At 67.0% G+C, this 13,856-nt stretch carries 13 protein-coding genes; 12 read left to right on the top strand and 1 reads right to left on the bottom strand.

Going from position 1 to position 13,856, the window contains the following annotated elements:
* Positions 1-7: 7 nt before the first annotated feature.
* Genes JNO50_RS13990 through JNO50_RS13960 form a run of 7 tightly spaced genes read left to right on the top strand, consistent with a single transcriptional unit; the run spans position 8 to position 7,051 of the window.
* Complete coding sequence (locus JNO50_RS13990; protein WP_189530614.1) at positions 8-1,108, top strand: flagellar basal body P-ring protein FlgI; 1,101 nt, start codon at positions 8-10, stop codon at positions 1,106-1,108.
* Positions 1,109-1,122: 14 nt separating this feature from the next.
* Positions 1,123-1,515 (top strand): rod-binding protein, encoded by a 393-nt coding sequence (locus JNO50_RS13985; RefSeq protein WP_189530616.1) that lies wholly within the window; start codon positions 1,123-1,125, stop codon positions 1,513-1,515.
* Positions 1,516-1,517: 2 nt separating this feature from the next.
* The gene (gene flgK, locus JNO50_RS13980) at positions 1,518-2,891 is read left to right on the top strand and encodes a flagellar hook-associated protein FlgK (RefSeq protein ID WP_189530618.1); all 1,374 of its coding nucleotides are present in this window, start codon (positions 1,518-1,520) and stop codon (positions 2,889-2,891) included.
* Positions 2,892-2,905: 14 nt separating this feature from the next.
* Positions 2,906-3,817, top strand: coding sequence for a flagellar hook-associated protein FlgL (flgL, locus tag JNO50_RS13975; protein WP_189530619.1), 912 nt, complete (start codon positions 2,906-2,908; stop codon positions 3,815-3,817).
* Between the two features lie 13 nt (positions 3,818-3,830).
* Positions 3,831-4,859 (top strand): hypothetical protein, encoded by a 1,029-nt coding sequence (locus JNO50_RS13970; protein ID WP_189530621.1) that lies wholly within the window; start codon positions 3,831-3,833, stop codon positions 4,857-4,859.
* 20 nt (positions 4,860-4,879) lie between these two features.
* Positions 4,880-6,364, top strand: coding sequence for a hypothetical protein (locus tag JNO50_RS13965; RefSeq protein ID WP_189530623.1), 1,485 nt, complete (start codon positions 4,880-4,882; stop codon positions 6,362-6,364).
* Positions 6,365-6,397: 33 nt separating this feature from the next.
* Entirely contained in the window at positions 6,398-7,051 is a 654-nt protein-coding gene (locus JNO50_RS13960; RefSeq protein WP_189530624.1) for a LysE family translocator, read from the top strand.
* Positions 7,052-7,084: 33 nt separating this feature from the next.
* Here the strand turns inward: JNO50_RS13960 and JNO50_RS13955 are convergent, their stop codons facing one another.
* Complete coding sequence (locus JNO50_RS13955) at positions 7,085-7,528, bottom strand: FKBP-type peptidyl-prolyl cis-trans isomerase (RefSeq protein WP_189530626.1); 444 nt, start codon at positions 7,526-7,528, stop codon at positions 7,085-7,087.
* Between the two features lie 168 nt (positions 7,529-7,696).
* On the opposite strand from JNO50_RS13955, the gene JNO50_RS13950 reads away from it, so the two are divergent.
* From JNO50_RS13950 to pgi, 5 genes are all read left to right on the top strand, one after another.
* On the top strand, positions 7,697-8,668 hold the full coding sequence (locus tag JNO50_RS13950; protein WP_189530627.1) for a GNAT family N-acetyltransferase: 972 nt from the start codon (positions 7,697-7,699) through the stop codon (positions 8,666-8,668).
* A gap of 212 nt (positions 8,669-8,880) precedes the next feature.
* Positions 8,881-10,353, top strand: coding sequence for a glucose-6-phosphate dehydrogenase (gene zwf / locus JNO50_RS13945; RefSeq protein ID WP_189530629.1), 1,473 nt, complete (start codon positions 8,881-8,883; stop codon positions 10,351-10,353).
* Positions 10,340-11,329, top strand: a complete 990-nt coding sequence (locus JNO50_RS13940) for a glucokinase (RefSeq protein ID WP_189530630.1) — start codon at positions 10,340-10,342, stop codon at positions 11,327-11,329. Before zwf ends, JNO50_RS13940 begins: the two co-directional genes overlap by 14 nt.
* Positions 11,322-12,179 (top strand): transcriptional regulator HexR, encoded by an 858-nt coding sequence (gene hexR, locus JNO50_RS13935; RefSeq protein ID WP_189530632.1) that lies wholly within the window; start codon positions 11,322-11,324, stop codon positions 12,177-12,179. The genes JNO50_RS13940 and hexR overlap by 8 nt, the downstream gene beginning before the upstream one ends.
* Complete coding sequence (gene pgi, locus JNO50_RS13930; RefSeq protein ID WP_189530633.1) at positions 12,176-13,828, top strand: glucose-6-phosphate isomerase; 1,653 nt, start codon at positions 12,176-12,178, stop codon at positions 13,826-13,828. The genes hexR and pgi overlap by 4 nt, the downstream gene beginning before the upstream one ends.
* Positions 13,829-13,856: the final 28 nt, after the last annotated feature.

Here is a 13,856-nt window from a genome sequence, read left to right as displayed (position 1 = left end):
GCTTCCGATGCTCTACCGTGCCGTGCTCGCCGCCGCGCTTGTCTTGCCGTTTTCCCTGCCGCCGGCCGCGGCGCAGCCATTGCGCACCATGGTGAGCGTCGAGGGCATCCGCGAAAACCAGCTGGTCGGCTACGGCCTCGTGGTCGGCCTCAACGGCTCGGGCGACAAGTCGCAGGTGAAGTTCGCCGGACAGTCGGTGGAAAATATGCTCAAGCAGTTCGGCGTGAAAATGCCGGAGAAAACCGACGTCAAGGTGAAGAACACCGCGACGGTGATGGTCAGCGCCGCGCTGCCGCCCGGCTACCGCAAGGGCCAGACCATCGACGTGACGGTGTCGTCGCTGGGCGACGCCAAGAGCCTGCGCGGCGGCGTGCTGCTGCTCACCCAATTGAAGGCCGCCGATGGCGAAACCTATGCGCTGGCGCAAGGCAGCGTGGTGGTCGGCGGCGTGTCCGCCCAGGGCAACAGCGGTTCTAGCGTCACGGTGAACACCCCGACCGCGGGCCGCATTCCCAACGGCGCGACGATCGAACAGGAAATCGAGACGGACTTCAGCTCGCGGCCCACCGTGCGCCTGAGCCTGCGCCGTCCGAACTTTCAGACCGCCACCAATATCGTCAAGACGATCAACCGCCGCTTCGGCCGCATCGCCTCGACCGGCGACGCCACCTCCATCGAGGTGCGCGCGCCGGCCGATCCGACCGCGCGCGTGGCCTTCGTCGCCGAGCTGGAGAATCTCAACGTCGCGGTCGGCGCCGACATGCCCAAGGTGATTTTCAATTCGCGCACCGGCACCGTGGTGATCAGCAGCGGCGTGACCGTGCGCGCGGCCGCCGTGTCGCACGGCGCGCTCAAGGTGACGATCACCGAAACGCCGGCGGTGAGCCAGCCGGGCCCTCTGTCGGGCGGGCGCACCGCGGTGGTGCCGCAATCGCAGGTCAACGTCGACCAGAGCGGGGCGCGCACCTTCAACTGGCCCGCCGGCGCCAGCCTGCAGACCATCATCAACACCCTCAACCGGGTCGGCGCGACGCCCGACGACATCATGGCCATCCTGCAGGCGCTGGACCAGGCGGGGGCGATCGACGGCGAACTGGTCGTCATCTGACACGGGGAGTGGCTATGGAGTTGTCCCGCAGCACCGCGCGCAATGAGGGCGCGCCGACGGCCGAGCGCGATTTGCCCGGAGCCGTCGCGCCGGCGTCCGACACCGACACGAAACTCAAGCGCGCCTCGGAGGACTTCGAGGCCATGTTCATCCAGCAGCTCCTGCGCGAAATGCGCAAGAGCAACCAGACGCTCAATGGGTCGGACAGCCTGTTCCACGGCCAGACCGGCGAGGAAATGCTCGACTGGGCCGACCAGCAGTTGTCCGAAGTGCTGTCGCGCCAGCATGCCTTCGGCATCGCCAACGCGATCGTCCACCAGTTGAGACCGCCTGCCGATGGTAATATTCACGTTAATGCCGACGGGCCGGCGGTCGCATCCAATACGCAAGAGCACTCCGGATCCTGACCATGTCCATCATCAGTAACGCGCTAAGCGGCGCGGTCGCCGCCCAGGCGGGCCTGTCGGCCACCAGCCAGAACATCTCCAACCAGCTGACCGAAGGGTATTCGCGGCAGTCGGTGGTGCTCAACGCCGTGTCGCCGATGGCGGCCGCCGGGCTCAATGCCGGCAGCGGCGTCGAAGTGACCTCGATCCGCCGCATGACGGACACCTACAAGACCCTGCAGCTGTGGCAGTCCTCGACCCTCAAGGGCGGGTTCGACTCGCAGCAGCCTTACATGACTCAGCTGGAAAAGGTCATGGGCGACGAGGGCAGCAGCCTCGCCGGCGGCATCGACAATTTCTTCAAGGCGGTCAACGCGGTGACCACCGAGGTCACCTCGCAGCCCTTGCGCCAGCAGGTCATCGACCAGGCCCAGGCGCTCGGCCAGCGTTTCAATTACCAGGCCCGGGTGATGGGGCAGCAGCGCAACACCGTGCAGGAGCAGCGCCGCGTCTCGGTCGCCCAGGTCAATACCCTGACCGGCAACATCGCCGAACTGAACAAGCAGATCGCCCTGGCCGCCGCGCGCGGCGGCAGTCCTTCCGGACTGCTCGACGAGCGCGACCGCAAGGTCGACCAGCTCGCTTCGCTGGTGGACATCCAGGTGATCGGCGATATCGGCGCCACGGTCAATATCACCCTGAAAAACGGCCAGCCCCTGGTGCTGAACACCACGTCGAGCACCCTGACGGTGGCCTCGCAGGTGGACGGTTCGCAAGCGCTGACCGTCGAATTCGCCAACGAGACGTTCAAGCTCGACAGCAAGCAGATCGGCGGTCAGCTGGGCGGTCTGTCGATTTACGAAAACGACGTGCTGCTGCCGACCCTCTCGACCATCCAGACCATGGCGAGCGACCTTGCGTCGCGCGTCAACGCCACGCTGGGCGGCGGCTACGATCTGGACGGCAATCCGGGCAAACCGCTGTTCGTCTACGATCCGTCCAACCCCAAGGGTATGCTGACGGCCAATCCGTCGATCACCTTCCGCCAGCTGGGGTTTTCTTCGGACGCGTCCAAGCCCGCCGACAGCGGCAAGCTCCTCGAGCTGGTGGGGCTGAAGGAGCAGCCGGTGGCGGCGCTGGGCATGACCTCGGTGGCGGACGCCTACGCGCAGCTGATCGGCCGCGTCGGCCTGCAAAGCAGCCAGAACAAATCGTCGCTCGCCACCTCGACCACGGTGCGCGCCCAGTCGGAGTCCGACTGGAAAACCACCAGCGGGGTGAATCGCGACGAAGAAGCGATCAATCTCGTGCAATACCAGCAAATGTACTTGTCGAACATGAAGGTGGTGTCGGTCGCCGGACAGTTGTTCGAAAGCACCTTGTCCATGATGAACTGACGGAGAGAAAACCCATGCGAGTCGCCAGTTCCCAATTCAACGCGCTGATGCACATGGCGCTGCAAAACAACCAGGGCAAGGTCAGCGACCTGATGCAGCAGATGTCCTCCGGGCAGCGCATCCTCGCGCCGTCCGAGGATCCGATCGGCAGCGTGCGCCTGCTGCGCATGTCGCGCGAAGAAGCCGCGATCGCCCAGTACCAGTCCAACATCACCGCGCTGCGCGCCAAGCTGTCGCAGAACGAAACCGCGCTGACCAGCATGACCAACGACTTGCTGGATATCCGCGACCTGATGGTGTGGGCCAAGGACGGCGGCAATTCGTCCGAGGACATGAACGCCATGGCCGGCAAGCTGGTCACGGTGCGGGATTCGCTGATGGCCGAGTGCAACGCCCGCGACGACGGCGGCAACTACCTGTACTCGGGCACCGTCACCAAAACCGCGCCGATCAAGTATGACCCGGCCGCGCCGCTCGGTTCGCGCTACAGCTACGCCGGCAACACCGATCGGCAATGGGTGGTGGTCGGCAACGGCGTGACCCAGTCCTCGAATGTCTGCGTCGACGAGATGGGCACGCTGCTCAACCGCCTTGATCTGGCGGTGTCGGAAATGCAGAAAACCGGGGTCAACATCAACGACCCGGGCACCCGCACGGTCATCAGCGGCGCGCTGGACGGGATCGACGAGGCGCAGCGCAGCCTGAGCCAGAAAATCGCCGGCCTGGGCAGCGCCCAGAACACCCTGGCGACGCTGGCCAACAACCACGGCAGCGTCAGCGTCGCCAACAAGCAGATCATCACCGAGCTCGGAGCGATGGATTACTCCGAGGCGAATATCGCGATGAACGCCTACATTCTGGCATTGCAGGCCACCACCAAGGCCTATGGCAAGGTGAGCAGCCTGTCCCTGTTCGACGCGATCTGAACGGAGGCCGGCCATGAGAATTTCTTCCCAGGATGCCCTGCGCCCCAGCGGCGGCGATGAGGCGATACCGGCGGCGTCCTCGGCGCGGCCGGTCGCGACCGGCGACGCGCAAAGCCGTCCGGTGCGCGCCGTTGAGCGCGTCATCACTCATCCGGGCACGTACCGTTACAGTGCCGCGCTCAACGAGCGGCTGACCGGCTACCAGCAGGCCGACGCCTACGTCGAAACGCTCGCGCGCCATCTGGAGGAGCTCAAGGCGAACCTCAGCCAGGAATTGACGCAGCGGCGCGTCAACCCGGAAAACCTCTCCGAAAGCCTGTCGGCCGTCGCCGAAGAGTGGAAGGAGCGGACGACCCGCTCGGCCGGCACCATCGATGACCAGCTGCGCCTGGCGACTGAAGGGGGCGCGCGGCAGCGCTTCCGCATCCGCGGCCTGGACATGGCCGCCCTGGTGTCCGGCAAGGGCGAGACGCTGACCTTTTTCACCGGCCAGTCCGGCTCGCCGGCGCTGCCGGTGACGATTCCGCCCGGCGCCGACGAGCGCGAGGTGCTGGCCCGCTTCAATCAGGCGCTGGCGCGCGCCGGTATCCGCGCTTTGCAGGACGACGAGGGCCGGCTGGCCTTCGAAGTCGCGGAAAACGACTGGAACGTCATCAAGGACCGGCTGTCGCTGCGCGGCGGCGGCAATATTTTTCCGGCGGGTCAGCCCAACCGGGTGCGCCTCGACACCGAGCGCCCGGCGCTGCAGCCCGAGCGCTGGGACGTCGCCGACCATGCCGCGATCCGCCGTAGCCTGCGGGACGTGATCGAGGCGCTCGACAAGATCACTCAGGTGCGCCAGTCGCTCAGGCGGGCCATGCTGCAAACCGATGCGGCCATCGCGCAGTTGGCGCGCGCCAACGAGGATGTCTGGGCGCAAAGCTTTGTCGGCGATTTCGCCGCGGCGCTGAATCAGCCGGGGAATTTCTCCGCGCTGGCCCAGGCGGTGCCCGCGCTGATCGGCATCAGCCGTTACCGCGTCGTCAGTCTGCTGGCGCTCTGAACCGCCCGGGGAGAGCGTCGATGCTGGATTTCCTGTTGCGCGCCGCGCGTTCGGAGCCCGATCCGCTGCTGTCCGGCGAGGCCGCCCTCGTCTGGCTCGATGTGGAGCGCTCCGATCCGGCCCAGTGGCCGGCCCGCGTATCGGACGCGTTGTCCGCCTGGCTGCGCAAGGGACGCCGCCGCGACACCGGCGCGCGCGACGCGATCCTCGCGCTGGCCGATGCCTGCAAGACCTCCTATCAATCGATGTGCCGGCAATACCTCGCCGGCGAATTGACACTCAGCGCCGACGACCCCGAGCTGCGCACCCGTTTGCAAGAGTATCAGCGTACCCTGGTTTCGGCGCTGGACGCCTTGCCCGATCCGCTGCTGGCGCGGCCGGACGCGCTGGCGCTGCTGCTCGACAGCCTGAACGACCAGGCCTTGTGGTGCTATTACCGGCATCAGCGCACTCCCTCCGGCTTCTGGGCTTGCGCGCACCGCGCCTACCGGCTCGCCGAGGGCGCCGGGCAGACGCAGGCGGTGCCCGCCGACGGCGGCGCGACGCTCCATTTCCGTTACCTGCAATTGCAGCTCATGTCGCTGGTTTCCGGCGGCAATCTCTCCACCCGGCAACTGACCGTGGCGCGCCAGCTCGTGCAGCGCATGCCGGCGATGCCCGAATTGACGCATGAGCCGCAGCGCGGCGGTTTCGTGGTCTACCTGCACCGCGACGCGCCGCCGATGCGGCCGCTGGACGACGAGGGGCCGTCAGACGGTGCGCGCTTCTGGCACAGTTCGGTGGTCATGGACCAGCTCGCGCTGTGGCGCGATGCGATGGAAGCGGGCATGCGCCTGCCGGCGCTGGCCGATATCGCGCCGCAAGGCGTGATGACCCCGGGCTTCATGCGGCTGCTTGGGCGCGAGTGGTCGTCGGTGCGGCGTTTTTACCGCCGGGCCGAGCGCGTGCCGCTCAGCGGCCGTGTCGACGTGATCTCGCGTCTGGCGTCGATTCACCAATTGCTCAGCAATACCGAAGAGCACCCGGGCGAGACCGATACGGTGCTCGGCTGGGACGGCATGAACCGCAGCGATTCGGGTGTCGGCGTGCTGCTGACCGGTCCGGGCAACAACTGGGTGCGGCTGGGGCGGCTGCTCGCCTACCGCACCGGCACCTCGGAGCCATGGCACATCGGCATGGTGCGGCGCATCCGCCGCGAGGCCCTCTACCGTCTGGAGGTCGGCATCGAGCGCATGGCGCGTCCGGTGCCGGTGGTGCTCAAACCGCTGGGTGGCGAGGACTGGACATCCGGGCTGTCGCCGGCTGTGGCGCGCGATGGCGGTGTGATCGCGTTGCTGGTGCATTCGCGCACCGAGCACTTCCGCGGCATGGGCGTGCTGCTGCCGCGCCAGTGCTACCGCGAGGGCCGCGAGGTGGAACTGGTGGAGTGGGACAGCCGCCAGCCGGTGCGGCTGGGGCGCCTGCTCGAACAGGAGGCGGAACTCGTTCTGGCCGAAGTGCTGTAAAATGGATCGCCTTGCTTCAACGGTGGTCCAGAGATGTCCGATGTCTATCTGAAGGGGTTCTTGCTGGCGGTATCGCTATGCCTCGATATCGGGGTGGTGAACACCGCCCTGATCAACACCGCGATCCGCGCCGGTGTCCGTCCCGCGCTGTTCATGGGACTCGGTTCCTGCGTCGGCGATATCGTCTATGCCGTGCTGTCCCTCTTCGGCCTTGCCCTGTTTCTCTCCTATAGCCCCGTGCGCTGGATCCTGTGGATCGGCGGCGGCGCGATCCTGCTCTGGCTGACCTGGAAAATGGCCCTGGCCGCCTGGCGCGAGGCCGGCAAGTCCGCGCTGCCCGCCGATTTTGACACGGCCGCCGTAAACGGCGCCGCGAGTTCCCGGGTCGAATTCCTGCGCGGACTCGCGCTGGCGCTCGGTTCGCCGACCTCGATCCTGTGGTTCGCCGCGGTGGGCGGCACGGTGATCGCCCAGTCGACGGACGGCAGCGCGGCGATGAACAGTGTGTTCCTCGCCGGGTTTTTCACGGGCGGGGTGGCTTGGTCGTCCTTCCTCGCGATCCTCGCCGGCAAGGGACGCCACGTGATCGGCCACCGCCTGACCTTCTACTGCAATGTCGTGTCGGCGCTGCTGTTCGCCTATTTCGCGGTGACGGTCATCGCCAACGGCTACCGCACGCTGCTGTGAAGGGGAGGGGGCGTCCCCGTCCCCTTCCGTGCCTTATTTCACGTCGATGAGTTCCACATCGAACACCAGGGTGGCGTTCGGCGGAATCACGCCGCCCGCGCCGCGCTCGCCGTAGGCGAGGCTCGCGGGGATGGTCAGGGTGCGCTTGCCGCCGACCTTCATGCCGGCCACACCCTGATCCCAGCCCTTGATCACGCGTCCGGCGCCCAGCGGGAAGACGAAGGGCTCGCCGCGGTCCACCGAGCTGTCGAACTTGTCGCCCTTGTGGTCGGGTTTCGCGGCGTTGTAGAGCCAGCCGGTGTAGTGCACCACGACATCCTTGCCGGCGACGGCGACCTTGCCCGCGCCTTTCTTGATGTCCTTGACGATCAGTCCGGCGCTCTGGGTTTTGGCCTGGGCCGGCGCGGCGATGGCGGGTGCGGCGGCGATCGCGCCCAGCGCGGCGATCAGGGCCAGACGGGAGACGGTGTGGTTCATGCGCTTTCCTTGTTTATCGGGTGGGTTAACGCGGCGGACGGCCGTGCCGTCCCCGAAGCCGCTAGTGTCTCACAGTCGGCCGCCACGGTGGCGGTTTGCGCGCGGCCAACGTACTATGCCGATTGGTTGGGTTTTCTCCGGGCTGTCCCGGACATGCGAGGGAGTCCCATGCCGTCCTTTTGCGATACCGAACTGGCCACCCCGCGCCTCGCGCTGCGCCCGCTTGGCCGACAGGACGCGGAGGCGCTGTTCGCGATTTTTTCCGATCCGCGCGTGATGCGCTACTGGAGCACCCCGGCGTGGGCGTCGATCGACCGCGCGCACGAGCTCCTGGACAAGGATGCCGTCGCCATGCGCGATGGCGACCACCTGCGCCTCGCGCTGATCGAGAAGACGACGGAGCGCCTGCTAGGCTACTGCACATTGTTCGACTTCTCCTGGTCATCCCGGCGCGCGAGTCTCGGCTACGGCCTCGCGTTCGACGCCTGGGGCAAAGGGCTGATGCGCGAAGCCGCGTCGGCCATGCTCGATTACGGCTTCGGCGAACTTGGCCTTAATCGCTCCGAAGCGGGCGTCGATCCGGGCAACGCCGCCTCGATCGCGTTGCTTGAGCGTCTTGGCTTTGTCCGCGAAGGCGTGTTGCGCGAACACTGGGCCGTCGGCGACACGCTGGCCGACTCGGTGATCTACGGGCTTCTGCGGCGCGAGTGGGCGGCATCGCGCCACGAGTCGTGGCCGGACAAAGCCGAAAAAAGCGCGCGATACAAACCCGATGGCCACCCCCCGGTGTCGCCCTACCTGATCGTTCGCGACCTGGAGGGCATGCTCGGGTTCCTCGAAACCGTGTTCCGCGCCACCGTGTCGTGCCGGCGTACCGCGCCGGACGGCATGGTTTTTCATGCGGAGGCACGAGTCGGCGATTCGGTGATCATGATGGGCGCGCGCCCGGACGGCGCCGGCGGCGAGGTCTGCTCGACGCATGTCTACGTCCCCGACGTGGACGCCTGCCACGCCCGGGCGCTCGAAGCGCGGGCGGTGTCGCTCGCCGCTCCCCAGGATCGGCATTATGGCGACCGCACGGCCAGCGTGAGGGATCCGGAAGGTCATGTCTGGTGGATCGGCTCGCATCTGCCCGGGTGATCCGCGCGTCAGGTAGTTTTACTACGTTCGGGGGCGCTACGGATGCCGTGTCCGGCGGATGCCGCCGGGTCCGACCGGAAAAGCCCGCGCTGCGGGTATTCCGGGGTCGGTGATGTTTTGCGCTGGGTCAATCGTTCATCATGTACACAGTCCGTTACGGTGGTAATATAATTACATCTATATCCTCCCAATTTCATTCAGGGGTGCACCGGATGGACAACAGAGCACGGCAGACACCGGCCTTCGACATGGTGTTGTTCGGCGGGACAGGGGATCTTGTCATGCGCAAGCTCCTGCCGTCCCTTTACCAGGCCCATGCCGCGGGCCTGCTCGCCCCGTCGGGCCGGATCCTCGCGCTGGGGCGCCGCGACATGGGGCGCGAGGCCTACCTCGCCTATGTCGCCGACCACGCGCGCCAGAACATCAAGACCAATTTCGACGAGGCGCACTGGGCGTCGTTCCAGGAGCGCATCGATTATCTGAAGGTGGACGCGTCCGCGCCGGACGACTACCGCGCCCTCGCCGACGCGCTGCCGCGCGAGGAAGGGCGGGTGACGGTGTGCTACCTCGCGACCGCCCCGGACCTGTTCGCCGGCATCTGCGAATCGCTGGCTGCGGTGGGGCTCAACCGCGAAGGCGTGCGCGTCGTCCTGGAAAAACCGCTCGGCACCGATCTGGATTCCTCCAACGCCATCAACGACGATGTCGCGCGTTTCTTCCGCGAGGATCAGCTCTACCGTATCGATCACTACCTGGGCAAGGAGTCGGTGCAGAACCTGATGGCGATCCGCTTCGCCAACGCGCTGTTCGAGCCGCTGTGGCGCCGCGAGTGGATTCATGACGTGCAGATCACCATCGCCGAGGATCTCGGGGTGGAAGGGCGCGGCGATTTTTACGACGGCACCGGCGCGCTGCGCGACATGGTGCAGAACCATCTGCTGCAATTGTTGTGCATCGTCGCCATGGAGCCGCCGTCCAACATGGAGTCCGACTCGGTCCGCGACGAAAAACTCAAGGTGCTCAAGGCGCTGCGTCCGTTCACCGAACAGGACGTCGCCTCGCGCTCGGTGCGCGGCCAGTACAAGTCCGGCGCGGTGGCCGGCCGTCCGGTGGTCGGCTACGTCGAGGAACCGGGCATTCCTCCGGGCAGCGGCACGGAAACCTTCGTCGCGCTCAAGGCCGAGATCGACAACTGGCGCTGGGCCGGCGTGCCGTTCTTCCTGCGCACCGGCAAGCGCATGCAGGAGCGCCTGGCGGAGATCGTCATCAATTTCCGCGATGTGCCGCTCAAGCTGTTCCCGAGCCCGGTCGGCTGCCATACCGCCAACCGGCTGGTGATCCGCCTGCAGCCGGAAGAGAGCATCCGCCTCTATTTCCTCGCCAAGGAGCCGGGCGACACCATGCGCCTGCAGCCGGCCTACCTGAACCTGGATTTTCACGAGATGTTCAAGCTGCGCCGCGCCGACGCCTACGAGCGCCTGCTGCTGGACGTGATCCGCGGCAAGCTCGCGCTGTTCATGCGCCGCGACGAGCTGGTCGAGGCCTGGCGCTGGGTCGAGCCGATCATGGAGTCCTGGCAGCACTCCAGCATTCCGCCGAAACTCTACACGGCGGGCACCTGGGGGCCGGCGGCCTCCAGCGCGCTCCTGTCGCGCGACGGCGTCGCCTGGCATGAGGAAAGCTGACGCGGCCGGCGCGCGGCTGGTCGCCGACATCGGCGGTACCCACGCGCGTTTCGCCCTCTCGGTCGCGCCCGGGGTTCTGGATCGCGTTCAGGTGCTGTCCTGCGCCGACCATCCCTCGCTCGAGGCCGCCGTGCGCGCCTATCTCGCGGGCGAGGACATGCCGCGCGTCGAGCATGCCGCGATCGGCATCGCCACCGCGGTGCTCGGCGACGCGGTGGCCATGACCAACCACCACTGGGCGTTCTCCATCGAGGCGACGCGACGCGCGCTCGGCCTGTCCACCTTGCTGGTGATCAACGATTTCACCGCGCTGGCGCTGGCCTTGCCCCATCTGGGCGGGGACAGCCTCGTGCAAGTCGGTGGCGGCGAGCCGGTGCCCGGGGCGCCGGTGGCGCTGATCGGCCCGGGCACCGGGCTGGGCGTCTCCGCGCTGATCCCCCACGCGGGCGGCCATGCGCCGATCGCCGGGGAGGGCGGGCATGCGGCCTTCGCGCCGTGCGACGAGCGCGAGATCGCCGTCTGGCGCCATGCGCGCGAACGCTTCGGACGCGTCTCGGTCGAGCGCCTGCTGTCGGGATCCGGCCTCTCGGTGATTCACCGGGCCCTGTGCGAGCGTGCCGGCGAACACGCGGCCGACGCGCTCGAGGCGTCCGCCATCGTCGGGCGCGCGCTGGACGGCGGCTGCGAACGCTCGGCCGAAACCCTCGAGGTGTTTCTCGGCATGCTCGGCACCGCCGCGGCGAATCTCGCGCTGACCTTCGGCGCGCAAGGCGGCGTGTATGTCGGCGGCGGCATCGTGCCGCGCCTGCTGGGCGTGATCGGCGCCTCGCCGTTCCGGGCGCGCTTCGAGGACGCCGGCCGGTTCGCAGGCTACCTCGCGTCCATTCCCGTTTTCGTGATCACCGGGCGCCATCCCGCGCTGACCGGCGCCGCGGCCGCGCTCGGCGCCCATCTGGAGAATCGACACTATGCTTGAAAGGGTGCGCAGCAAGCTGGACACCTTGTCGGCGGCGGAACGACGCGTCGCCGAACTGGTGCTGGCCCAACCCTATACCATGATGCAGGCCGCCGTGGCCGACATCGCCAGGAACGCCGGCGTCAGCCAGCCGACCGTGATCCGCTTTTGCCGCTCGCTCGGCTGCGCCGGCCTGCCGGACTTCAAGCTCAAGCTGGCCGGTTCCCTGGTCACCGGGGTGCGCTACGTGCACTCGAGCGTCCGGGCCGAGGATCCGCCGTCCGAAATCGTCGCCAAAGTCTTCGACAACACCGTGGCGGCGCTGCTCAAGAGCCGCAACGAGGTGAACCCGGCCGCCATCGAGGAGGCCGTCACGCTCCTGTCCGCGGCGCGCCGCATCGAGTTTTACGGGCTTGGCAACTCCGGCATCATCGCCGCGGACGCCCAGCACAAGTTCTTCCGCTTCGGCATTCCGACGGTGGCCTACGCCGATTCGCACATCCAGATGATGGCCGCCTCGCTGTTGCGCGAGGGCGATGTGCTGCTGGCGATCTCGAGTTCGGGGCGCAGCCGCGAACTGCTCGAAGCGGTCGACGCCGCGCTCGCCAACGGCGCGACGGTGGTGGCCATCACCGCGGGCGGCTCGCCCCTGGCGCGGCGCGCCACCGTGGCGCTGTGCGCCGATCCCAAGGAAGACAACGATACCTACAGCCCGATGATTTCCCGCATCGTCCACCTGGTGCTGATCGACGTGCTGGCCGTCGGCGTCGCGCTGCGCCGGGGGCCGGGCGTCATCGGCACGCTGGAAAAAACCAAGATCAGCCTGAAAGGCAAAAGGCTGGGCGTCAAAGCGGAGGACAAGAACCCATGAAAAGCGCACTCACCCAACTGCCCGCCTGGCATGCCCTGTGGGAACATTTTTCCGAAGCGCGGCACCTGCACATGCGCGAGCTGTTCGCGTCGGATCCGGGGCGCGCCGAACGCTATTCCCTCGAGGTGGGCGGCCTGTTCCTCGATTACTCCAAGAACCGCATCACCGACGAGACCGTCGCCGGCCTGATGCAGCTGGCGCGCGAGGCCGGCTTGCCGGACAAGGTGCGCGCCATGTTCAAGGGGGAGAAGCTCAACACCACGGAAAACCGCGCGGTGCTGCACGTGGCGCTGCGCAACCGCACCAATTCGCCGATCCTGGTGGACGGCGAGGACGTGATGCCGAAGATCAACGCGGTGCTCGAGCGCATGGGGCGCTTCGCCACCGCGGTGCGTTCCGGCGAGTGGCTCGGTTACACCCATCAGCCGATCACCGACGTGGTGAACATCGGCATCGGCGGCTCCGACCTCGGCCCGCTGATGGTCTGTTCGGCGCTGCGTCCGTTCGGTCATCCGCGCATGAACATGCATTTCGTGTCCAACGTCGACGGTTCGCAGCTGAAGGAAACCCTCAAGAAAATCCACCCGGAGACCACCCTGTTCGTGGTGGAATCGAAAACCTTCACCACCCAGGAGACGCTGACCAACGCGCTGACCGCGCGCGACTGGTTCGTCGCCCGCGCCCACGACGCCAAGGCGGTGGCCAAGCATTTCGTGGCGGTGTCGACCAACAAGAAGGCGGTGGCCGAATTCGGCATCGATCCGGCCAACATGTTCGAATTCTGGGACTGGGTCGGCGGACGCTACAGCCTGTGGTCGGCGATCGGCCTGCCGATCATGCTCTACCTCGGCGAAGAAAACTTCACCGAGCTGCTCAACGGCGCCCACATCATGGACCAGCACTTCCGCAACGCCCCGCTCGAGGCGAACATGCCGGTGCTCCTGGCGATGATCGGCGTGTGGTATATCAACTACTTCGGCGGCGGCAGCCACGTGATCGCGCCTTACGACCAGTACCTGCACCGCTTCCCGGCGTTCATCCAGCAGCTGGACATGGAGTCCAACGGCAAGCAGGTGACACTGGACGGCACGCCGGTCGATTTCGAGACCGCGCCGATCATCTGGGGCGAGACCGGCATCAACGGCCAGCACGCCTTCTTCCAGTTGTTGCATCAGGGCACCCACATCTCGCCGATCGACCTGATCGCGTCGCTGGGCAAGCGCTCGAGCCTGCCCGGCCATCACGAAATCCTGATGGCCAACGTGCTGGCCCAGGCCGAGGCCTTCATGCGCGGCAAGACGGCCGACGAGGTGCGCGAGGAACTGGCCGCCCAGGGGCTGTCCGGCGAGGCGCTGGAGAGGCTGGTGCCGCACAAGGTGTTCGGCGGCAACCGGCCGACCAACACGCTCCTGATGTCGCGGCTGGATCCGCGCAACCTGGGCTCGCTGATCGCGCTGTACGAGCACAAGATTTTCGTGCAGGGCGTGATCTGGCACATCAACAGCTTCGACCAGTGGGGCGTGGAGCTGGGCAAGCAGCTGGCGCGCACCATCCACGCGGAACTGACCGGCAAGCTCGCGCACGCCGAGCACGACAGTTCCACGCGGCGCCTGATCGAGCTGTGCCGCAAGGCCGAGAGCGGTTTCTGAGTTTTCTTCCGGGTCGGCTGTGTTATGC

The sequence above is a fragment of the Paludibacterium paludis genome (assembly GCF_018802605.1).
GTDB classification, from domain to species: domain Bacteria; phylum Pseudomonadota; class Gammaproteobacteria; order Burkholderiales; family Chromobacteriaceae; genus Paludibacterium; species Paludibacterium paludis.
The sequence above is the reverse complement of the archived record's forward strand: the minus strand, read 5'-3'. Positions and strand labels throughout refer to the sequence as shown.